This window comes from Acinetobacter haemolyticus CIP 64.3 = MTCC 9819, assembly GCF_000369065.1.
GTDB lineage: Bacteria > Pseudomonadota > Gammaproteobacteria > Pseudomonadales > Moraxellaceae > Acinetobacter > Acinetobacter haemolyticus.
In genome coordinates this window covers 495125-517255 of record NZ_KB849799.1, presented here as the reverse complement: position 1 = coordinate 517255, position 22131 = coordinate 495125, and the positions used below count along the sequence as shown (strand labels likewise).

Annotated in this window: 23 protein-coding genes and 1 tRNA gene; 13 read left to right on the top strand and 11 right to left on the bottom strand. The window is 38.0% G+C overall.

The genetic code is table 11. From position 1 onward, the window contains the following. Positions 1-28 precede the first annotated feature (28 nt). The 3 genes from F927_RS02490 to F927_RS02480 all read right to left on the bottom strand — a co-directional run bounded on the left by F927_RS02490 (position 29) and on the right by F927_RS02480 (position 1605). Positions 29-104, bottom strand: a tRNA-Arg gene (locus F927_RS02490). 122 nt (positions 105-226) lie between these two features. Then, on the bottom strand, positions 227-784 hold the full coding sequence (locus F927_RS02485; RefSeq protein ID WP_005081155.1) for a hypothetical protein: 558 nt from the start codon (positions 782-784) through the stop codon (positions 227-229). Positions 785-912: 128 nt separating this feature from the next. After that, complete coding sequence (locus F927_RS02480; protein WP_005081154.1) at positions 913-1605, bottom strand: 3'-5' exonuclease; 693 nt, start codon at positions 1603-1605, stop codon at positions 913-915. Between the two features lie 239 nt (positions 1606-1844). Between F927_RS02480 and F927_RS02475 the strand changes: the two genes are divergently transcribed. Then, the gene (locus F927_RS02475) at positions 1845-3077 is read left to right on the top strand and encodes an alpha/beta hydrolase (RefSeq protein WP_005081151.1); all 1233 of its coding nucleotides are present in this window, start codon (positions 1845-1847) and stop codon (positions 3075-3077) included. A gap of 26 nt (positions 3078-3103) precedes the next feature. On the opposite strand, the gene F927_RS02470 is transcribed toward F927_RS02475, so the two are convergent. Beyond that, entirely contained in the window at positions 3104-3805 is a 702-nt protein-coding gene (locus F927_RS02470; RefSeq protein ID WP_005081149.1) for a hypothetical protein, read from the bottom strand. A 201-nt stretch (positions 3806-4006) separates the two neighbouring features. Here F927_RS02470 and glyA point away from each other — a divergent pair, with 201 nt between their 5' ends. After that, positions 4007-5260, top strand: a complete 1254-nt coding sequence (gene glyA / locus F927_RS02465; RefSeq protein WP_004638623.1) for a serine hydroxymethyltransferase — start codon at positions 4007-4009, stop codon at positions 5258-5260. A gap of 149 nt (positions 5261-5409) precedes the next feature. On the opposite strand, the gene F927_RS02460 is transcribed toward glyA, so the two are convergent. Beyond that, entirely contained in the window at positions 5410-5841 is a 432-nt protein-coding gene (locus F927_RS02460) for a hypothetical protein (protein ID WP_005081147.1), read from the bottom strand. A 380-nt stretch (positions 5842-6221) separates the two neighbouring features. Here F927_RS02460 and prfA point away from each other — a divergent pair, with 380 nt between their 5' ends. Continuing rightward, a complete protein-coding gene (gene prfA, locus F927_RS02455) occupies positions 6222-7310 on the top strand; it encodes a peptide chain release factor 1 (RefSeq protein WP_004638625.1) in 1089 nt (362 codons plus the stop codon). After that, positions 7310-8131 (top strand): peptide chain release factor N(5)-glutamine methyltransferase, encoded by an 822-nt coding sequence (gene prmC, locus F927_RS02450; RefSeq protein WP_005081145.1) that lies wholly within the window; start codon positions 7310-7312, stop codon positions 8129-8131. The genes prfA and prmC overlap by 1 nt, the downstream gene beginning before the upstream one ends. Here the strand turns inward: prmC and F927_RS02445 are convergent. Both F927_RS02445 and F927_RS02440 read right to left on the bottom strand, forming a co-directional pair. Further along, the gene (locus F927_RS02445; RefSeq protein WP_005081141.1) at positions 8128-8760 is read right to left on the bottom strand and encodes an FMN-binding negative transcriptional regulator; all 633 of its coding nucleotides are present in this window, start codon (positions 8758-8760) and stop codon (positions 8128-8130) included. The two genes, prmC and F927_RS02445, sit on opposite strands and share 4 nt — an antisense overlap. A 16-nt stretch (positions 8761-8776) precedes the next feature. Next, positions 8777-9835, bottom strand: a complete 1059-nt coding sequence (locus F927_RS02440; protein WP_004638628.1) for an AraC family transcriptional regulator — start codon at positions 9833-9835, stop codon at positions 8777-8779. A 142-nt stretch (positions 9836-9977) separates the two neighbouring features. Between F927_RS02440 and F927_RS02435 the strand changes: the two genes are divergently transcribed. Together F927_RS02435 and F927_RS02430 are read left to right on the top strand one after the other, a co-directional pair. After that, positions 9978-10748 (top strand): 3-hydroxyacyl-CoA dehydrogenase, encoded by a 771-nt coding sequence (locus tag F927_RS02435; RefSeq protein ID WP_004638629.1) that lies wholly within the window; start codon positions 9978-9980, stop codon positions 10746-10748. A gap of 134 nt (positions 10749-10882) precedes the next feature. Then, positions 10883-11566 (top strand): superoxide dismutase, encoded by a 684-nt coding sequence (locus F927_RS02430; RefSeq protein ID WP_005081137.1) that lies wholly within the window; start codon positions 10883-10885, stop codon positions 11564-11566. 69 nt (positions 11567-11635) lie between these two features. Here F927_RS02430 and F927_RS02425 read toward each other — a convergent pair whose 3' ends face one another. Beyond that, complete coding sequence (locus F927_RS02425) at positions 11636-12655, bottom strand: helix-turn-helix transcriptional regulator (protein WP_017394407.1); 1020 nt, start codon at positions 12653-12655, stop codon at positions 11636-11638. Positions 12656-12932: 277 nt separating this feature from the next. On the opposite strand from F927_RS02425, the gene F927_RS02420 reads away from it, so the two are divergent. Further along, on the top strand, positions 12933-13952 hold the full coding sequence (locus tag F927_RS02420) for a lipase family alpha/beta hydrolase (RefSeq protein WP_005081133.1): 1020 nt from the start codon (positions 12933-12935) through the stop codon (positions 13950-13952). A gap of 79 nt (positions 13953-14031) precedes the next feature. Further along, the gene (locus F927_RS02415) at positions 14032-15066 is read left to right on the top strand and encodes a lipase secretion chaperone (RefSeq protein WP_005081130.1); all 1035 of its coding nucleotides are present in this window, start codon (positions 14032-14034) and stop codon (positions 15064-15066) included. An 83-nt stretch (positions 15067-15149) separates the two neighbouring features. Here the strand turns inward: F927_RS02415 and F927_RS16745 are convergent, their stop codons facing one another. Next, positions 15150-15920 (bottom strand): hypothetical protein, encoded by a 771-nt coding sequence (locus tag F927_RS16745; protein ID WP_005081129.1) that lies wholly within the window; start codon positions 15918-15920, stop codon positions 15150-15152. A 600-nt stretch (positions 15921-16520) separates the two neighbouring features. Here F927_RS16745 and F927_RS02405 point away from each other — a divergent pair. The 5 genes from F927_RS02405 to F927_RS02385 all read left to right on the top strand — a co-directional run bounded on the left by F927_RS02405 (position 16521) and on the right by F927_RS02385 (position 20073). Further along, on the top strand, positions 16521-17261 hold the full coding sequence (locus tag F927_RS02405; protein WP_171502680.1) for a HesA/MoeB/ThiF family protein: 741 nt from the start codon (positions 16521-16523) through the stop codon (positions 17259-17261). A gap of 45 nt (positions 17262-17306) precedes the next feature. Further along, complete coding sequence (locus F927_RS02400; protein WP_005081125.1) at positions 17307-18605, top strand: ABC1 kinase family protein; 1299 nt, start codon at positions 17307-17309, stop codon at positions 18603-18605. A 105-nt stretch (positions 18606-18710) separates the two neighbouring features. Beyond that, on the top strand, positions 18711-19091 hold the full coding sequence (gene folB / locus F927_RS02395; RefSeq protein ID WP_004638638.1) for a dihydroneopterin aldolase: 381 nt from the start codon (positions 18711-18713) through the stop codon (positions 19089-19091). Then, complete coding sequence (locus tag F927_RS02390; protein WP_004638639.1) at positions 19048-19482, top strand: 2-amino-4-hydroxy-6-hydroxymethyldihydropteridine diphosphokinase; 435 nt, start codon at positions 19048-19050, stop codon at positions 19480-19482. Before folB ends, F927_RS02390 begins: the two co-directional genes overlap by 44 nt. Before the next feature lie 39 nt (positions 19483-19521). Next, positions 19522-20073, top strand: coding sequence for a DUF2799 domain-containing protein (locus F927_RS02385; RefSeq protein WP_004638640.1), 552 nt, complete (start codon positions 19522-19524; stop codon positions 20071-20073). Positions 20074-20114: 41 nt separating this feature from the next. On the opposite strand, the gene coq7 is transcribed toward F927_RS02385, so the two are convergent. Beyond that, a complete protein-coding gene (coq7, locus tag F927_RS02380) occupies positions 20115-20750 on the bottom strand; it encodes a 2-polyprenyl-3-methyl-6-methoxy-1,4-benzoquinone monooxygenase (protein WP_004638641.1) in 636 nt (211 codons plus the stop codon). A gap of 3 nt (positions 20751-20753) precedes the next feature. Then, a complete protein-coding gene (locus F927_RS02375; RefSeq protein WP_005081122.1) occupies positions 20754-22076 on the bottom strand; it encodes an MFS transporter in 1323 nt (440 codons plus the stop codon). Positions 22077-22131: the final 55 nt, after the last annotated feature.

Sequence of the window (22131 nt, the reverse complement as noted above, 5' to 3'; positions counted from 1 at the left end):
TTTAATAGAAATTATTGAAAAGCAATTATGGTGCGCTCAGCGGGACTCGAACCCACGCCACAGGCTTCGGAGACCTGTACTCTATCCAGTTGAGCTATGAGCGCATGCGAGCCACATCATAGGGAAAAAAAACAAGCAGGTAAATATGTATGCCTGAACAAAGCTGTTTCTTGGCTATTAAAGCAGCAGTTTTAAGTTCCAATGGCCCGATTATGTACTAACGCTACTATAAGTGCTCTACAGAATAATTAATTAATTTAAGTGTTTGATTCAGCTGGATGGGAGGGATACGCGACTCTTGTAATGAGGTGATCCATTGCATTTGACAAACTTTCAGTTCGGGTATCGTTTTGACTTGCTGAATTTGTTGAATCAAAGGACGTGCCATTAAGCCACAATAACTACTCAATGTTTGGATCATGAGTTGTTGAATTTCTACAAATGCAAGTTTTTCTAAGCGATCAATTTCTTCATTTGTGGGATTCGCTAATTCTGCAAACTGAGTCGGATTATTTAATTTGGGCGATTTGTCATCTTCCTCATTTAAATTTATTTTTATTTCATTGGTTAGGTTTGGAGATGTGGCTTGTTCAGCCAATAATCCCATTTCGATTAATTGTTGTATAAGCTCAGTTGGTGCGAGCTTATCTTTGTGACTTTGATTTAGTTCATGAAAGTCATCATGATCAATTAAAAGTAATAAGCGACGTTGACGTGCGGTTAAAGCGATATTACGTTGTTTTAAAGCGGTTTGTCCCAGCTCAGTTTTAAAATAGTGTGACATCTTTTCGTCTTTCCCCAATCAAGACTTTGATAGGGGGCTAAGATAAAGTTGAAAAGTGACATTTATATTAACAATTTATTAAATATCATCATTTTGCTTTAAATAAACGCAATTATTTATCTCTAGGTCTATTTTACTAACTTAGTTTCTAATGCTTTGCGCAAATAGACGTCAAGGTCATCTTGACGAAGCAACCATTGCACATAATCTGTAGGCAAATCTTGAATCGCAGTGCCTTTGTGTTTCCCAAAAGTAATTGATTTCGGAATGCGAGCTTCTTCTGATGCAATATAAAGTTGTTCGATATTTTGAATATCTAGTTGGTGGATGATATGCATCAAAATATTAGCAGTTAAAATGATATCTGCATCTGCACGATGTGCGCCTTTTAGCATTTCTCTTGCTTTATCGCTGCCTTTAGAAATTAAGTAAATTAGTGCTGAAATGTTATGTGCTTCAGCATCAGGCCAGACATGACGTGCCAAGGCAAGTGTACAGATAGGTTTTAAGTGAGATGTCTCCACACCACAACGTGCGATTGCTGCGATGTCATAATCAACATTGTGACCAATAATATAAGTTGTTTCTGTTGGAAGTTGGAATTCATTATAAAAAGGTTGATCCACTAGATCGGATTCTAAAATATGATGGACAGCCATTGCTGCAAAGGATATCGGTTGACCGATTTGGTATAACTGATCAAAAATTTTTTTCTTATCTAAACTCAGTTTGCCACTTTCAATTTCGATAGGCGCATAGGCGATTTCAATCGGCAAACCATTTAGTGTATGTGTTTCAGTATCTAAAATGATGGTTTGCATAAAAGTTGACTCAATTGAAGTTGAATAGATGCACTTATCTTACAAGAAAATGAGTTTGAATATGCGTTAGAGGGATGAATTCTTTAAGTTCCAATGCTGTTATGAGTAAATAGAAATCAAGATTAAAAAAAACTTGAAAAAAAACGTGATTAAGCGTAAATCTTGTGAAGATTACACGACTTTAGAATCATGATTTCTAAAGCGAATAATGATAATGAAAATAGTTAAGGGAAAATCAGATGAAAATGAAGTTATTGACGGTTGTAATACTAAGTTCTAACTTGTTTTTTACTGCTTGTGGCGGTAGTGATGGAAATACTAGCTATATACCAAAACCAACAATACCTGAAAATAATATTCAAGAGCCAGTGGTAGGTATACCAGAGCTTTATACAAAAACAGATTTTAGTGCAGTTGCATCAGAAAGCTTGGTGATGACCTATAAAATGCTAGGGCAGAATGGTAAAGAGACTATGGCAACCAGCTTGCTGTTTGTTCCAGGTGGACCAATGCCTGCAACGGGCTGGAAAATTGTTGCATGGGCACATGGTACAACTGGTGTCGCGGATCAATGTGCACCAAGTCGTCAAGCAACCCATCCTGCTATTCAAAGTATGATTAGCCAATTTCTGGCGGCAGGTTATGTGGTGGTTGCGCCTGATTATGAGGGGCTTGGTGAACCCAGTGGTCGGGAACTACATCCATTTTTAAATCTAAAAAGTGAAGCCTATTCGATTACTGATGCTGTAGTTGCTGCGAGAGCTTATCTATCTAGTCGTGGAAAACTCACTTCACAACAATGGATGACCGTAGGGCATTCCCAAGGTGGTCACGCAGCTTTGGGAGCAGCACAATACGCAAGTCGAGCCAAGCTCGATTACAAAGGAACTATTGCCATTGCACCAGCGTCAAACCTTGAACTCATATTAAGAAAGGGTGAGGAGTCTGTTGAAAATGCGCCTGTTGAGCAGCAAATACCTATGTATGCCCAACTAGATACATACACAGCATTAATCACCGCTGGATTGCGCAATCTCCAGCCTACGTTTAGCTACATAAATATTTTTAAATCGCCAACAGATCAAATTGCGAGTAGGGCCGAATTAGATTGTGCAGATGTGCTAGGGGGAAGGTTTGGTGGTGCTATGCAAACGCATTTGCAAAGTAATGTTGATTTAACAAACTATCCTCGAACGCAAACAAATTTCATGACGATTCCATTGGTTAAAACTTTTTTAGAAAAGGATTCTCAACCAGCACAAGTAAAACTAAATCAGCCTGTAATCATTTATCAAGGTGTGAAAGATACAACTGTTCCAAAATTAGCAACAGATGCATTGGTATTGAATGCAAGAAATAAAGGTTCGAACATTCAGTATATTACCAATGCTGAATGGGATCATGGTACAGTTTATGGTGCGAATATTGAAAATATTGTGAATGACGTGAAAATGACGATGCCTGCTAATTAATTCATCGGGAGTAATTTATAATTAAATTATTCCTGAATTTTTACTTTTAAGTAAGCAATATCTGAACATATTATTCTCGTTGGTTTGTGCACGTAGACTTCTGATTTGAAATCAATCTTTTCAACATTATTGAAACCAAATGTTTTATAAATTTGCATACTTTCCTGAACTGCTTGTTTATATAGTAGTCCGGCCGAAAAATATGCGATTAAGGCTAAAGATAAACTTACAAGAATAGCCAATGCTGATTCTATAAAAATTTCTTCGTAAGATTCCCATTTAACTAAAAAGAAAATATTTATTAAAAAACTTAATATAAAGAATGAAAGTCCAATTGTTTTCTGTCTTTTTCTTAAACCTTCTATAGTAAAGCCGTGTTGAGGAAGTGAATAAATCAAATTTTGTTCAGGATGGTAGATTGCATATGCAAGACTTATATCGGTAAAGCTATTGGGATCAATAACGACATAAAGCTCATCACCTTCTTGAAAAAAAATATGTTCAGTAATCCCCATAACTGTATGGTGAGCAATTTGAAAGCTATATATTTTATAAGTTTTATTGATCCTATAAGCTAAAACGCGGGCATCAACATCAAACAAATTTGCTATGAGTGTTTGTGCTAAAGCAGCTTGCTCTTGTTCTATCTGAGTTTCATATTTTCGATTTCTAACACAGTAAAAATCATATATTTCTAAATGCTGAATTTTTCCGTTGATGCGAATCATTTTATCTAGACAATTAATTATAAAGCTCAATGCTAAGTTTAAGGAAAAATCTTAATGAATCAAAAGTGAAATTTTTATCAACATAAGCGATTTTTATTGAGAATTAAGCAAACTTCATTCTTCTTACTTATAAACTTCGTGCTACAATATGCACCAATCTTTAGCACGGCTTAAAAGCCCTAATTTATAGGACCCCCGCTAATGTTTGCCAATATTTCTATTGCTGAATTTGATCCAAAATTAGCTCAAGCGATTGCTTCTGAAGGCGAACGCCAAGAAGCTCATATTGAGTTAATTGCATCTGAAAACTATTGCTCTCCTGCTGTGATGGAAGCACAAGGATCAAAACTTACTAACAAATATGCAGAAGGCTATCCTGGCAAACGCTATTATGGCGGTTGTGAATATGTTGATGTAATCGAGCAACTTGCAATTGACCGTGCAAAAGAGTTGTTTGGTGCAGACTATGCAAACGTTCAGCCACACGCTGGTTCACAAGCAAACTCTGCTGTTTACTTAGCATTACTTAACCCAGGTGATACTGTTTTAGGTATGAGCTTAGCGCATGGTGGTCACTTAACTCATGGTGCGAAAGTAAGTTTCTCTGGTAAAACGTATAATGCGATCCAGTATGGCTTAAACCCTGAAACGGGTGAAATCGATTATGAAGAAGTTGAACGTTTAGCATTAGAACACAAGCCACGTATGATCGTTGCTGGTTTCTCTGCTTATAGCCAAGTTGTTGATTGGCAGCGTTTCCGTGATATCGCAGACAAAGTTGGTGCATACCTTTTTGTTGATATGGCGCATGTTGCGGGCTTAGTTGCTGCTGGTGTTTATCCGAACCCAGTTCAAATTGCTGATGTAACAACGACTACAACGCATAAGACACTTCGTGGTCCACGTTCTGGTTTAATCCTTGCTAAAGCAAATGAAGAAATCGAGAAAAAACTTCAATCAGCAGTATTCCCAGGCAACCAAGGTGGTCCTTTGATGCATGCAATTGCTGCTAAAGCAATTTGTTTCAAAGAAGCAATGTCTGAAGAGTTCAAAACATACCAACAACAAGTTGTTAAGAATGCTCAGGCAATGGCTGAAGTGTTAATGGCTCGTGGTTATGATGTTGTTTCTGGTGGTACAGAAAACCATTTATTCTTATTATCTTTGATCAAACAAGATGTAACGGGTAAAGATGCAGATGCATGGTTAGGTGCAGCGCATATCACTGTGAACAAAAATGCAGTTCCAAATGATCCACGTTCTCCATTCGTTACTTCTGGTATCCGTATCGGTACTCCAGCAGTAACAACGCGTGGTTTTGGAGAAGCTGAAGTTCGTGAGTTGGCTGGCTGGATTGCTGACATCATCGATAGCAAAGGCGATGAAAAAGTTATCGCTGAAGTAAAAGCTAAAGTTGAAGCTGTTTGTGCAAAATTCCCTGTATATGCAAACTAAATTGTATATTTAAAAAAGCGCCGTAAGGCGCTTTTTATTGTCTAATTAAATTGATTGGAGATAGGCATTCCAAACACTGATATTGTAAAATCTGTTGCAGTCGTAGAGTCTGAGTTGATAAAAAAGCACCCGAAGGTGCTTTATTTGAATCAATGGCGACGATGTTTTTTCTTTTTCCACTTTTTCTTTTGGTTTTGGCGGCTATCATAATAACGATCTTGACCAACTTGACGGCCCAAGGCAGCACCGCCAGCGGCGCCAGCAGCAGCACCGATATAACCACCTGTGGTTCCACCGACATTTTTACCTACAGCATATCCACCAACACCACCTAAACCGCCACCAATTGCAGCTTCGGTACGAGTACGTTTGCTACTTGCCGCAGCAGCGCCACCGGCACCACCTACAGCAGAACCGATCAAAGCGCCATTATGACCGCCAATTTCTTTACCAATTGCAGTACCCACAACACTACCCAGAGCAGATGTAGCAGCAACACGTGTTGCATTATCAGCATAAGTTGTCGTTGCTATAGTTGAGCTCGCTAAGATCGCACCCAATAATAAAATATTTGCTTTCATCATGACTCCATGTCCATCATCAATTGGACATCATTTCTAATGGCTGCAAATGTAACAAGGTTTGAGTGATAAATTGTGAAGACTATCGACCGTATTATTACGGTTTGGTGAATGGGTTGTAATCTTATGTTACGCTCAGCTCAAAATTAAGCCTTACTTCATAACTTAACAATAAAGCTGATCTGGTATTTCAGTAGACGGAATGATTTATCGTTATCTAAGCAGCATAATTTGTGATGAAATGGTGCTGTAATAGTAAGTTAGCCAGTTTCTCTATGTCTTTTGATTCGTAGAATCTGTAAACTATGCGCAATTTTTTGATTTTACTCGTGCTCTATTTTTGATGTGCACAGAGTCTTTAGATTTGAGATATTCCACCCATGAAAGCATCACTCCGTTTAAGACTAGATCAACTGTGTGATCGTCACGAAGAGCTGACTGCATTACTCGCTGATGTAGAAGTAATTTCGGACAATAAACGATTTCGTAAACTGTCCCGTGAACATAATGATTTAACTGAAATCACCGAAGTTTGGGGTAAATATCGTCAAGCAGAAGAAGATATTGAAACTGCTGAAATGATGAAATCAGATCCAGATTTCAAAGATATGGCTGAGGAAGAAATTAAAGAAAATAAAGCACGATTAGTTGAGCTTGAAGATCAATTGAATGTGTTGATGATTCCTAAAGATCCAAATGATGCAAATGCTGCTTATCTTGAGATTCGTGCAGGAACAGGTGGTGATGAAGCAGCAATTTTCTCTGGCGATTTATTCCGAATGTATAGTAAATATGCGGAGACACAAGGCTGGCGTATTGAAGTGCTTTCAGAAAATGAAGGTGAACATGGCGGTTATAAAGAAGTCATTTGCCGGATAGATGGTGAAGGCGTATATGGTCGCTTGAAATTTGAAAGTGGCGCACATCGTGTACAACGTGTGCCTGCGACAGAGTCTCAAGGTCGTGTACATACTTCAGCATGTACCGTTGCCATTCTTCCGGAAGTTGATGTCGACACCACAGTTGAAATTAATCCAGCAGATTTACGTATTGATACTTATCGTGCTTCAGGTGCAGGTGGTCAGCACATTAACAAAACCGATTCGGCAGTACGTATCACTCATATTCCATCAGGGGTAGTGGTGGAATGTCAGGAAGAACGTTCGCAGCATAAAAACAAAGCCAAAGCGATGGCTCTGTTAGTGTCGAGATTAGAAAATGCCAAACGCGCAGCTGCTGATGCTGCAACTTCGGAAATGCGCCGTGATTTGGTTGGTTCTGGTGATCGTTCTGAGCGTATTCGTACTTATAACTATCCGCAGGGTCGTATGACTGATCATCGTATCAATCTGACTTTATATAAGTTAGATGCAATTATGGAAGGTGATTTAACGGAATTGCTGGATAGCTTACATCGTGAATATCAAGCTGATCAGTTAGCAATGCTTGCACAGGAAAATGGCGGCTAATGAATATCGCTCAGGCATTAGAAATCAAAGGTGAAATCGACAGCTATGAGCGTCAAGAAGCTGCATGGTTGCTTGAACACATTTTAGGTGTCAATTCTTTGGAGTTAAAACTAAGACTTGAGCAAGAGTTAACTGAGATTCAAGAGCAAGCTTATCTAGATGGGCTTGCACGCATCGAGCAAGGCGAACCACTGGCTTATGTCACGGGTTCACAGCCGTTTTGGACGCTCGATTTAAAAGTTACACACGATACTTTAGTGCCACGTCCAGATACAGAGATCCTCGTTGAAACGGTGTTAAAGCTATCACTGGATCCGCAGGCCAATATTGTTGATTTAGGCACAGGGACGGGTGCAATTGCTCTGGCATTGGCAAGTGAGCGTCCCCAATGGTCTGTGACAGCAACTGATATTTACCAACCGACATTGGACGTTGCTCAGGAAAATGCGTTAAAGCATGGCTTCTCTCAGGTGAAGTTTGCCTGTGGCGCTTGGTTTCAGGCTTTGGTGGAACAACAGCAATTCGATTTGATTGTGTCTAATCCGCCTTACATCGATCCTGATGATGTACATATGCAAAAGCTAAAATCTGAGCCTGAACGAGCTTTGATTGCAGCCAATCATGGTTTGGCGGATATTGAAATAATCATTGCACAAGGTAAAGCTTGGTTGAAAGCAAAAGGCTGGATTGTACTCGAACATGGTTATGACCAAGGACGAGCCGTACGTGAAATTTTTGAGCTGCACGGTTTTGTACAAATCCAGACCATCAAGGATTATGGTGGCAATGATCGTGTGAGTTTGGCACAAAAAGCAGACTAATTACTTTGGGTAGAATGCTTTACAACTTGTGCCAATTCAGTATTACCTTGTTGTTCTAAGCCCTCTACTATTCCGATCGCATCGATCGGATCACGATTTTGGCTCATTTTAAACTGGCCGACCATCTCAGATACTTGAATTTCAACAGCCACAATGTGTCGTAACTCTTCAGCGATATATTCGCTTGGTGCATCTGACATTTTCCATGGTTTGTCCTGTTTGGCTTCATGTGTTCGAGTCAGGCGTGCCAAGATTCCACGTAATACTTTTTCATCCTGAGAGAAATAAATTTTTCCTTTGACGTGAACGACTTGATAATTCCAAGTTGGTACATGCTGATGATGTTGCTGTTTGGATGGATACCAATTGGGACTGATATATCCTTGTTGGCCTTGGAAGATCACAAGAACTTCAGCACCATTGTCTATTTGTGTATGGAGTGGGTTGTTTTTAGCGATATGAGCAACTAAAGTCGCATTTTGTTCATCATTAACTAGCAACTCAATAGGTAAATGCATAGCATCTAGCCCTGCATTATTCTGAGTGATGAGAGTCGCAAAAGGATATTGGCGAATTAAATCATGTAAAACATCTTGACGCGTTTCTTTAAATATTTGAGGGATATACATGAGTCAACTCCATTCACTAGCCTAAATGATGTAGGCGATTCTGTTTGTTCGGTGCAGATTTTCGATAACTTCCTGGACTCACGCCACTCCATTTTTTAAAAGCACGATGGAAAGCACTCGGATCATGGAAATTAAGATCATCACTAATACTTTGGATAGAGTCGTTGGTCTTGCTTAGTCTCTCAATCGCAATATCACAACGAATATCATTTTTAAGTTGTTGGTAACTTACACCTTCATGTTTCAGTCGTCTTTGAATCGTCGCTGTAGACATATTTAATTGTTGTGCAATATCTTTCAGTTCGGCCCATTCTGATGGTGGTTGCAACAGCAGTTGACGACGAATTTGAAGACTAAGCGAATTTTCATTTTTAAAACGTACAATTAAGTTATAGGGTGTATGTCTTAGAAAATCATTTAACGCTTGTTTGTCTTTTTTAATTTTATGCTTGAGATAATGGGCATCGAACTCAATACAATTTTGGGTTGCATGAAACTGGATGTTTTCACAAAAACGAATTCGATAATCTTGTATTTCCACAGGCTGATGGCATTTGAAAGACATCTTTAGAAACACAATTCGTTGGTCGCTTAACCAACACATTAAGCTATGTACTAACATCAAGAAAGTTGAATAGGTGAACATACGTTTCGGCTGATCACGGTCATGCAGAATTAAATAGGCTTTGCTTCCATTTTGAACCAACTCACCATGAATATCATCCAGTACTAAACTTAGGAATTTTAAAATTTCTCGAATAGCTTGTTCTAATGTATCTGCTTCAAATGCAAGTTTTGCCAATAGCTTGTAACTGCCACGACGCATCGGGTGGGAGTCCATGCCAAGAAACTCATCATTCATACTTTCAGCAAGCTCTACCCAAAGTTGAGCACATTGGGTAACGGGAATACGTGCTTTGGCAGAAGTTAATAGCTCAGCTGATATACCAGCCCGATTCGCAATATTGACAATATTTAAACCACGACTTGCAGCAACACTTAATGCTTCGCGTATCAAAGCATTTGAAATAGTATCTTTGGCAGAATTAAGGTCGAGTGGAGGATTTTTGCTCATACACGCATGTAATACAGGAGAGTAAATAGTTGAATGCTCAAAAGTTGCATTAAATTTGCTACTTTTTGGAATTGTATCGAAAAAAAGTTGAGATTACTCTCAGTTATAAAAATTTATATCTTTAATTTGATAGGAAATGTAAATGAAAATTCAAGGAAAACATTTTGTTATTACAGGCGGTGGCTCTGGTCTAGGTGCAGCAACGGCTGAATATTTAGTTGAAAAAGGCGCTTCTGTGACTTTGGTGGATATGAATGCTGAAGTTGGTGAGCAACAAGCGAAAGCTATAGGTGACCAAGCAGAATTCGTAAAATTAGATGTAACGGATGAACAAGCAGCTGAGCAGTTCTTTAAAGAGGTTGTTGAAAAGCATGGAAGTCTACACGGATTAATCAATTGTGCTGGGGTGGGACCATCGGCAAAAGTAGTGGGTAAAGATGGAGTTCATGATTTGGCAATGTTCTCTAAAGTCTTGCATATCAACGTCACTGGAACATTTAACATGTTACGTTATGCAGCAGATGCGATGAGTAAGAATAGTGTGGAAGAGGGTGATGAAGATCGTGGTGTGATTGTAAATACGGCTTCAGTTGCTGCTTTTGATGGCCAAATTGGTCAAGCAGCGTATTCAGCGTCAAAAGGTGCAGTTGTTGCGATGACCTTGCCGATTGCGCGTGAATTAGCACGCCATAGTATTCGTATCATGACAATTGCACCTGGTATCATGGAAACACCGATGCTGAAAGGTCTGCCACAAAATGTTCAAGATGCACTTGGGCAAATGGTTCCTTATCCTTCACGTTTAGGGCGTCCTGAGGAGTTCGCTCGTTTAGTTGCGCACATTGCTGAAAACGCATATCTCAATGGTGAGGTTATCCGTTTAGATGGTGCAATTCGTATGGCAGCGAAATAGATTGGGTTGTTTGAAAAGTACAGCCAATGCTGTACTTTTCACTTTTAATGTATCAGTTTGTAGTCTATTTTGACGCATCGTAGATTTGCTTATATATTGATAATGAAAATTATTATCAAGATTGGATTGAAATCATGCGATATCTGAACAAAGGTTTACTTACATTACTAGTATGTTCGAGTGTAAGTATTTCAGCTTTTGCAAACTTCACTCAAGCACCATTGCCATATAAAAGTGATGCTTTAGAGCCTGCTATCGATCAGCAAACGATGGAAATTCACTATGGTAAACACCATAAGGCCTATGTCGATAACTTAAATGCTCAGATCAAGACCTATCCAGAGTTGGATAAATTGAATATTGAGCAGATTCAGCAACAGATCTCTAAATACAATGCTGCAGTTCGTAATAATGGTGGTGGACATTTTAACCATGCATTTTTCTGGGAAAGCTTAGCCCCAACTGATAAAACGGGTAAGGTAAGCCCTAAATTGTTAAAGCAAATCAATCAAGATTTTGGTTCATTTAAAGCTTTTCAGGAACAATTTAACCAAGCAGCGACCAGTCGTTTCGGTTCAGGATGGGCATGGTTGATTGTCAATCCACAAGGTAAATTAGAAATTACCTCAACACCAAACCAAGATAATCCATTAATGGATATTGCCGAGAAGAAAGGTCAGCCTTTGCTAGGTTTGGACGTTTGGGAACATGCATATTATTTGAAATATCAAAATCGTCGAGCCGATTACACCAATGCATTTTGGAGTGTGGTGAATTGGAATAAAGTAAATGATCGTTATCAAAAAGCAAGTAAATAGTTTTTGATAAGGTATCCGAGACAAATAAAAAGTGATGGTTGAAACCATCACTTTTTTATTTGGATACGTTTATTGATTTTCCCAACGTTTATAAGCACGATTAAAACTAGAAAGTGATGAATAGCCTAAATTCCTTGCAATCTCATCTTTTGTTATAAAAGGATTCAGTAATAATTTTTGTGCTTTTGCTTTTCGTACTTGATCATAAAGAATCTGAAAACTTACATTTTGCTCTTGCAGCATCCGTTGCAAAGTACGTTTGGTTAGATTGAGTTTTTGAGCAACTTGATCAATATTGAGCAAGCCTTGATGCTGATCATCGATCAAATTTTTAACACGATGTAAAATATTTTGTGTCGCCACCAGCTCATCAAGCTCTTTCTGACATAATAATTTAAATTTTTCAGACGTTAGTGGGTCAGACATGCTTAATGGTTTCTCTAAAAACTTCGCTGAGCTTATTAAGCGAGTATGGGGTTGTTCATAATGTATTTCTGTAAAACTAGATGCCAAAATATGTTTAAAACGAGAAAAATATTCAGGACACTTACATTGTAGATCTATGCTTGGTTTAAAATCTGGAATAAAGAACCTTACCAAATGCACAAAGCCGGTTAAAAAGAAAACACAGCTAAATTCATAAGCTTGCAAGTCACAAGGGTCGTTAAAATCCATTACAGATTTATCGTAAATAATATTGTAATAGGCCAATTCATTTTCAACGACAAAATGTAAATCAACAAAAGAACATTGCAGACTCACAAATTGATTGATGGTTTGAATAGCATCAAGTGGATTTTTGGCAATGGCAACAGTGAAACCAAGTAAACCATGAGAACTGATTTTTAATTGTGTACTTGCATAAAAACCGATGCCTTGTTCTTGGGTCAAATCAATTGTTCTTGCAATAACTTTTTTGAAAGAAGTTAGACTAATTTTATAATTAATATCATGCAATTTTTCTATTTCTACTCCGGTGCCCCAAAATAATTCTTCTGCTGAAATATTCCATCGAGCAACGACTTCGCTTAGTAAGTGGACATAAGAACTACTAATAAAATGTGGATGATGAAGGCGGGGAATACTCATGGTATTAGGGGGATTCCTTTTGTAGTTTTGCTGAAATTTAGTAGAAATTAAAACAGTAAAATTAATTTGGAAATGTTCATTCATCGGATTTTTTTCATTTCATACCAAAATTGGCGTGAATTGTTATGATTTTGGCATCGTTTGTTTTAGTCTAAAAATCACACAATATTTTGAAGGAGTATACTTTGCGAGTCTTGTGTACGTTAGGAATGGATCCTCGTATATAACTTAGGACTAAGTTGTTGTAATAAAAATCAAAAATGCTTGGAGCAAAAAAGTGAAGAAAAAATATCTCAATGCAATAGTTTTAACGACGGGCATGCTCATTAGTGGTGGATCAGTTGTACATGCTGGTTTATTTAGTTTTCTATCGCCAAAAGCATCATGGCAAAACTGTGATGTGAAATCGTGTTCGGTAGGCGGAAGTACAAATGTCACTTCTAGCTATGCAAAAACGAAATATCCGATTGTATTAGCTCATGGAATGTCAGGGTTCTCGGCTGTTGGCCCATTGCAGTATTGGCATGGAATTACTGAAGATTTGGTGAGCAATGGTGCGAATGTATTTGTTACACAACAAGCTGCATTTAACTCATCAGAAGTAAGAGGAGAACAACTACTCTTACAGACCAAACAAATTTTAGCCATAAGTGGTGCTGAGAAAGTGAACTTGGTCGGTCATAGTCATGGGACGCATTCCATTCGCTATGTAGCGGGTTTGATGCCCGATAAAGTAGCCTCCGTTACCGCTGTTGCTGGCCCAGGAAAAGGTTCGAATGTAGCGGATGTGGTTTATGACTTTACACAATCACCAGTTGGGCCAATAGCTGCACCTGTCATTTCTGCTGGGGTAAATGCATTTGGTGCGTTGATTGGAATAGGTTCAGGTAACTACTATGACCAAGATTCTTTGGCTGGACTTTGGTCGCTGACGACTGCTGGGGCAGCAGAGTTTAATCAACGTTTCCCTGCTGGAATACCGACGGCAGCATGTGGTTCAGGGCGAGAACTTGAAAGTAACGGTGTTCGTTATTACTCATGGACTGGAATAAGTCCGTTTACAAATGCACTCGATCCATTTGATTATGCCCTAACGGCGACTTCATTGCTGATTCCGGGTGATAGTGATGGATTAGTTCCGCGTTGCTCAAGTCATCTTGGTACGGTCATTCGCGATAACTATGCATTTAACCATCTAGATGAAGTGAATCAGGTTCTAGGATTGGTTGGTTTTTTACAAAACCCTGTAACACCATTCCGCTTACAAGCGAATCGTTTAAAAAATCTAAATTTATAAGCAATATAGGGTAAGGGAGTAATTGATTTACTCCCTTCGTTTGATCATGGAAAGCTGAGAAACAATAGAGTAAAGGATTATGAGTGTTCAGAATTTTAATAATAAAAAAATCATTTTAATTGCGACTATATGCTTAATTATTTTCCTTGCTTTTATTTATTGGGTGTTTAAGCCATCAGTTCACGACCAAAGTCCTTTGAATAATTCACATTCACAGCGTGGCATAAATAGCGTAAGTGTTGAAAATAATTCTCAAGCACAGCTCTCAGGAAAGTTGCCTATTCTTGCCCCATCTTTACAAGGCACAGAAATTGATTGTCCTCTCCAAGTCGATGGAGACGGTAAATTGATTCTCACGATAGGTATTCGAAGCTGTTTTGATTATTTCTTTTCGAGTTTGGGAGAAAAAACAGAAACTGAATTAATTGGAGATATTCGTCAGTATCTACGTGCTACCTTGCCAGAAACAGCAGCAAATTATGGAATTTACTTACTTGATCAGTATGTTGCTTATACGCATGCATTAAAAAACTTGAAAACCAGCACGCATTTCAAAAAAGATGAAATTGATAAATTTCAAAATATTGTTGATCAAATGTCGAAGTTGCAACAGCAGTTTTTCAATGCGGCAGAAATTCAAGCATTTTTTGGAAATGAACGAAATTTTAATCAATTCAGTATTGATCAAATGCGTATACATGCCAATAAGACTTTAACAGCACAGCAAAAAGCAACTGAGTTAGCAAAGTTAATAGATCAATTGCCTCCTACTTTGGCTGATGGTGTTCGAGTGTCGATGCAATTTGCTGAATTACAGCAACTGACACAAGAAATTAAGGAAAAAGGTGGCTCTGCTCAAGAATTGCGGAATATGCGGGAAAGCTTGTTGGGTGTTGAGGCTGCTGATCGTTTGGAGAAAGTCGATCAAGAAGAAGCGGTTTGGCAGAATCAGGTAAATAATTATTTGTCACAACGTGATCAGATTTTAAAGAGTGATGTTGATGATGCGAGCAAGCAACGTGCTTTAAACCAGCTTAGAAATAACTCATTTGCAACTAAAGAGGAGTTATTAAGAGCACAAACTTATGAAATGATGCATGATCGGAAACGGTAAAATGCATTTTAATAAAGTACTTGTTTTCTATTTTAAGACATTAAGCTTAGAGTGGAAAAATTCATGAAATGTTTATAGAAATCTCATTTTATTGAGATTTCTTTGTTTAGCTTTTGACCTTTTCTGAGGATTTCAAATTCGACTGTTCCTGAGTTTAAGTAATTAGATATATCCACAAAATTGCTGACATCTCTGATGGTATTACCATTAATTTTTAATATAATATCATCTTCGAGAATTGTCCCGAATGCTGGAGAATCCTTATATATTACTTTGGCTTTAATACCTTCTAATTGTCCTGTTTTTGACTTGTCTAGATCAGATAGGTCTATAGGATATATGCCTGTAATTGATTCAAATTTATAAAAATAACTTACAATATACTCTTTTTGTGCGTTATATCTTGGCGCAGTTTGTATTAAAGAACTATTTGAGGAAGCATAAGGGTTATTATTTGAATTATCAAAGTTAGATTGTATTGTTGATTTTTGAGGAAAGGGAGTGGTGAAACTATAATAATCTACACTTCCTGTTGGCTTCTCATTAGTAAATAGTACAATTTGAGCTCCCATTTGATCAGCTCTTTTTTCTAGCGCTGCTACAACGTGCTCATAACCTCTAAAATCATCTCTACCATTAAATGTTTGGGATTTAATAGGAATATAGCCTTTTTCTAATAATTGTTTGGTAGATACATCAAACTCATCCGTTTTGAGTGCTTGAGCTTTAATATGCGGAGATATTTTAGGCTTTTTTAATGAGGGAATTGGTATGTAAACATTTGCATATATATTTGGATTTGTTGAAACTAACAATGTTATAAGACAGATGAACTTTAATAGAGTTTTTTCCATGATAAATCTCTTATATTCTATTTATATAATTTAACAAATTGTTTATTTAAAAGCGATATAAGTCATTAATTTCACTAGGTACTGTGGGTTGTTTTTGATTGTATTATGAGCTGCCTATGCGTCAGTGAACCAACAATGGCTACAGATACAGCTACAAAGTTATTTCTAAGCTGCCTATGCGGCAGTGAACCCGATAATGTGATCGTGTGTTGTTCGGGTACTTTTCTAAGCTGCCTATGCGGCAGTGAACAATTAAAAGTAATTCTTGATGAGTATGTGTTGTTTCTAAGCTGCCTATGCGGCAGTGAACAATAAAATAGCATAAATAAATTAAGAAAAAACATTAGCTTGGGTTGAAAAATACTTCAACACCCAAAGTTTTTATGCTGATTCATAAGGTATTGATTTTATTAAGCTGTTAAAGAGTAATAAAAATATTGGGGTAAATCCGTTGATTTGTCAAAATAAATGATGCAGCAAGCATTAAATGCTTTGCTAAATGAGATTAGCCACTTAAAATCAGCATTCGTTAAGCCGATTTTGAGATCATGGAACGTGTCTGATCATCTAGAACATACTTTTGAATTAACTGATGACGAAATGCATTTATATAGTCGTCAGATTTTATTAGATGGTTGGGATATTGAAGCACAAGAAAAATTAAAATTGGCAAATGTACTGATTGTTGGTGCTGGAGGGATCGGCTGTACAAGTGCAGAGTTACTTGCTCGTGCAGGTGTAGGCAAAATAACGATCGTGGATGCAGATACAATTGAGGTGAGTAATCTACAAAGACAAATCGCATTTACCTCAAATGATCTTGGGCAATACAAAGCAGAAACTTTGGCGAAACACCTACAAGAGATTAACCCACATATACAAGTCAGCTATCAAAATAAACGATTTGACGAAACGAATGCTGATGAATTGGTACAGCATCAAGATGTAGTGTTAGATGGTTGTGATAATTTTACGACGCGTTATCTCGTCAATGCTGTGTGTAAAACTCATCAAGTACCTTTGATTAGTGCTTCAGCAATCGGTTTCGAAGGTCAAATGTTTATGGTTGAATCTGATTCAGCATGTTATGAATGTTTGTTTCCTAAAGAAAATCAGACCAATGAAGGTCTACGTTGTGCTGAATCTGGGGTGCTTGCAACAACGCCTGTAATGGTAGCGTCATTACAAGCACATCACACATTGTTGTTTTTGGGTTTAGGCCTAACGCCGCTCAAGCAAAAATTGTTGCTTTGGAATGGTCTGAATCTAACACAACGTATTTTGCAGTTTGAAAAAGATGTAAATTGTCCAGTTTGTCAGGCAAGTGCGTCGGTAAATTGAATAAATTTTGCTAAACTAATGCCATCTTCGAGGCAATGAAAGATTATGAAAAGAAATATTTTAGTTGATGGATTACGATCTGTTGCACGTATAGGTGAAACAGTGATTGTTGCAGCACAAGCAGGTGTCAAATATGCAACTGAGAAGCCTAGTAATGCAAAATTAATGCGAGAAACTTTTGAATCATTAGGTTCAACCTATATTAAATTAGGACAGTTTATTGCGAGTACGCCGTCTTTATTTCCACGTGAGTACGTTCAAGAGTTTCAAGGATGTTTAGATCAAACTCCAACTTTACCATTTAGCTATATTCAGCAGGTATTGGCTGAGGAGTTTGAGGGGAAAGATTTAAACTCGATTTTTAGTTTTATTGATGAGAACCCATTAGCTTCAGCTTCGATTGCCCAAGTTCATGCCGCCAAATTGGTAACAGGCGAAGATGTAGTTTTAAAAGTACAAAAACCCGGTGTTGAAACCATTTTATATACTGATTTAAATGTGGTGCACTGGGCAACCAAACTTCTAGAAAAAGCTGTACCAAAAATCAAATTTGCATCGTTATCTGAAATTGTGGATGAGATCAAAACACGTATGGTACGTGAAGTTGATTTTATCGAAGAAGCACAAAACTTAGATGATTTTGTTCAGTATCTGAATATTTCGGGCAATCAAGCTGCGACAGCTCCAAAAGTGTATCACCAGTTTTCTACACGCCGTGTTTTAACCATGCAGCGGTTATATGGTGTGCCACTCACAGATTTTGACGTGGTAAAACAATATGCAAAAGACCCAACACAAGTATTAATCACAGCGATGAATACATGGTTTGGTAGTCTGATGTTGTGTAAAAGTTTCCATGCGGACTTACATGCCGGCAATCTGATGCTGCTTGAGGATGGCCGAGTTGGTTTTATTGATTTCGGTATCGTTGGTCAATTAAATCCAGAAGTGTGGACTGCTTGTATGGCGTTTATGGATGCCTTACAGCATACCAATTATATTGCTATGGCTGAAAACATGCTCAAAATGGGGATGACCAATCAGAAGATTGATACCCAAGTTCTTGCAGCAGATTTAGAGCGTTTATTTAGTGGCGTATTATTGGCTGATCCACAGGAAATTTTAAGCTCAAATCCAGCAGACTTGAATGATATTATGATGGATATGGTGGCTGTTGGTGAACGTCATGGCATCAAATTCCCTCGTGACTTCGCGTTATTATTCAAGCAAATGTTATATTTTGATCGTTTCATGCGTGTTCTTGCACCATATACCGATATTTATGCTGACCAGCGTTTGAAAATGGTTCACAATATCGAACCTGCTTCGTTGTTAAAGCACTAAAAATTTCAACGTAAAGTGATAATTGTTGTTTTATCCCCCTTTTTTATAAGGGGGATTTCATTTACTCAAAATTAGTAATGGTTTAAATAGATGAGATGTTAAGTGATGGATGCCATTATTATTGAAGGTTTAAAGGTTGATACCGTGATTGGTTGTTTCAACTGGGAACGCCAAATTATTCAACCGTTAATGCTTGATCTCACTATTCATAATGATCTGTCACAAGCAGCTCGATCAGATGAGTTAGAAGATACTCTTAACTATGCTCAGATTTGTGAGATTGCTGCGCAAGTGATTCAAGATGCAAAACCTAAACTGATTGAGCATGCTGCTCAGTTGGTATTAGAGGTCTTGTTTAATACGTTTCCTTCAATTGATTCTATTAGCATTACAATCCGTAAACCAGCCATCATTGCACAAGCAAATGCAGTAGGAATTCGCCTTGATCGCAACAGAAACGATTTTTGCGCTCGCGCTGGCGAGTAATGTTCAACAATTAGAAAATTTCAATTTTGCTTACGCTCAAATTATGAGTTTAGGAACAGTTGAGTTTTCTTCAATTTATGAAATCCCTTGTCGTGATGGGGTGGGTGCTGATTATTGGAATTCGGCATGTTTATTAAAAAGCCATTTAAGTGTTGATGAAATTGTTGATATATTAAAAAAATTGGAACAACAATCTGGGCGTGTCCGTCCATCGCATCATATTAGTTTGGATATCGATGTGATTGCATGGGGCGAAAGTTTAGATCAGATGCAATTTAATCCTAAAAAACTACCGCTTGCTTTAGATGTAAAGATTCCTTTGTATGAGTTGTGGCCAAATCAGATATTACAATATGATCAAAACAGAAAATATCCGATTATAACGCTTTAATTTATTTAAAATTAACATGATAACAACAGGAATAACGTGATGAAAACTCTTGTTTCCATTTCTATTATGGCGGTTTTGCTATCTGGCTGTGCGGCAATGAGTGTTGAGCAATGCAAAACAGCAAACTGGTTGAGTGTCGGTGAAAAAGATGGCTCAGCTGGATATGAATCTCGTTTAGATAAATATTATTCTTCTTGTCAGAAAGCCAATGTGGTTCCGAACCAAGCTTTATACGAAAAAGGCTATCAAAAAGGATTGGGATATTACTGTAGACCTGAATCTATTTTCAATGAAGCCTTAGAAGGGCGTGGTGATTATCGCGTTTGTTCGATAGAAAAGCGTGAGACATTACGTCCTTACTATCAAGTCGCACACGAATATTATCAAGCAAATTCGGAGTTTAATCGTTCTCAGAGTGATGTGAGCCATTATTTGCGAGAGTTGGAACGTAAAGACCTATCTGCTAAAGATCGAGATGAATATAAGAAACGTTTATCTGATCTACGATCAAATCGTAATCGTGTACAGTTCCGTTATCAGGATGCGGTTCGAAATTTAGAGCGTTTTAAAGCAGAACACGGTTTGCCGTGATTGATAAGATGGCGTTATATCTTTATATAACGCCATTGTTTTTAGATGTAATAACTGGTTTTAGTCATTAGCTTAGAAATAGCTGTCATGGTAATGCGCACTGGTACAGGCAAATCCACACCACCTGCTTTTAATGCAGTATCCCGATGGTGTAGTTCATCTTCATTCATTTGCTCAAGGATCTTACGCGAGCGTTGATCTTGTTCAGGTAATTGTTGAAGATGCTCTTGTAAGTGTTGACTTACTTGGCGTTCAGTTTCAGCTACGAAGCCCAAACTATATTTATCACCTGCGATGCCTGCAATTGCGCCCATACCATAAGATAAACCGTACCAAATTGGATTTAATACACTGGTGTGGCTGTCTAATTCTTTCAAACGATCTTCACACCAAGCGAGATGGTCTTGTTCTTCAACGGCTGCTTGTTGCATTTCTTCACGGACATGCGGCAATTTAGCGGTGAGTGCTTGACCATGATAAAGCGCTTGTGCGCATACTTCACCACTATGATTGACACGCATTAAACCTGCAACATGGCGAGCATCACTGACACAAAGTTGTGAGGCTTCATCGTTTGCTGGATTGCTGCGCTGGGAAGTTGTTGCCCCTGGAACTAAACTGCGTAATGCTTGGTCAAATGAATTGATCAGTTGATCCAGACCTGTGTAGTGACGCATGGATTAATCCTCTAATGTAGTAGGTGCATTTTTCAGTAATGGCTTCAGGCGTGTTAATAACCAAAATGAAAAAATGGCACTGAGAACAGCAGTAATGCTAAATAAGATTTTAATATCAATTTTCAAAATGCTTAAGATTAAAATTGAGAAAATTGCTGAAGAGACCATAAATACAGCATTTAATATATTATTAGCAGCGACAACGCGTGCGCGATGAGAGCGAGGTGAATAAGCCTGCATCATGGCATATAAAGGCACGATGTAAAATCCACCGCTAATACCTAATAGTGTAACAGCCAACATAACGTGATAATAAACAGCACCTTCAGAAAATACGTCACCTAAACTGAGCAGCTCACCAGTGCGCTCTGGTACAAAAGTTAAACTTGCTGCTAAGTAGAAAGCAAATACGGTTAAACCGATAGCACCATAAGGGACCATTTTAATATTAATTTCAGAGCCACCGATGCGTCGGCACAATAAAGACCCAATCCCGATTCCAACAGAGAAAAAGGTGAGTAATAAGCTCACTACATTTTCAGAGGCATGTAGATTTTGTTGCGTAAGCTGTGGGATTTGAGTGAGATAAGTTGCACCATAGAACCAATACCAAGAATTTCCTAATAAAACGGTGAAAACAATAGGGATACTTTTGGCATATTTGATGGTTTGAAAACTGGTACGGAAAAAGTTCCAATCTATCTTTAAATCAGGGGCAGCAACTTTTTGCGGGAGAATAAAGCGACTTGCTAAATAGCCTAAGCAAGCAATAATTAAAACTGTAATACTAATCCACAATAAGTTACCTGCGGAGGAAGCAATAACAGCCCCACCAAGGATCATACCAAACAAAATTGCAATCGATGTACCCGACTGAAAAAGTGCATTTCCAGACATGAGTTCTTGAGGTTTTAGAATTTCTGGTAAAATTGCATATTTAATTGGACCAAAACAAGTTGAGTGTGTCCCCATTAAAAATAAAGCAAATAATAATAGCCATAAATTACCCAATAGAAAGCCAGCTGTACCGATCATCATGATGACGATTTCAAGTAGCTTTAGAAAGCGGACGAGTTGGGATCTTTCATATTTATCAGCAACTTGACCTGCTGTGGCGGAGAAAAAGAAATAGGGCAAAATGAACAGTAACGCGGCTAAATTATTGAGTGTACTGACTGCTGCACTTTGTTGTTGAATCCAGCCATATGTAATCACCAAAAGGAGCGCTTGTTTATAAACATTATCGTTTAACGCACCAAAAAATTGAGTGAAAAACATTGGGGCAAACCGACGTGATGTCATTAACTGTTCATCTTGTTTCATCATGTGTTCACTTCATTATGATTTATAAAAATATGTGACGATCTGTAAAAAGACTGAG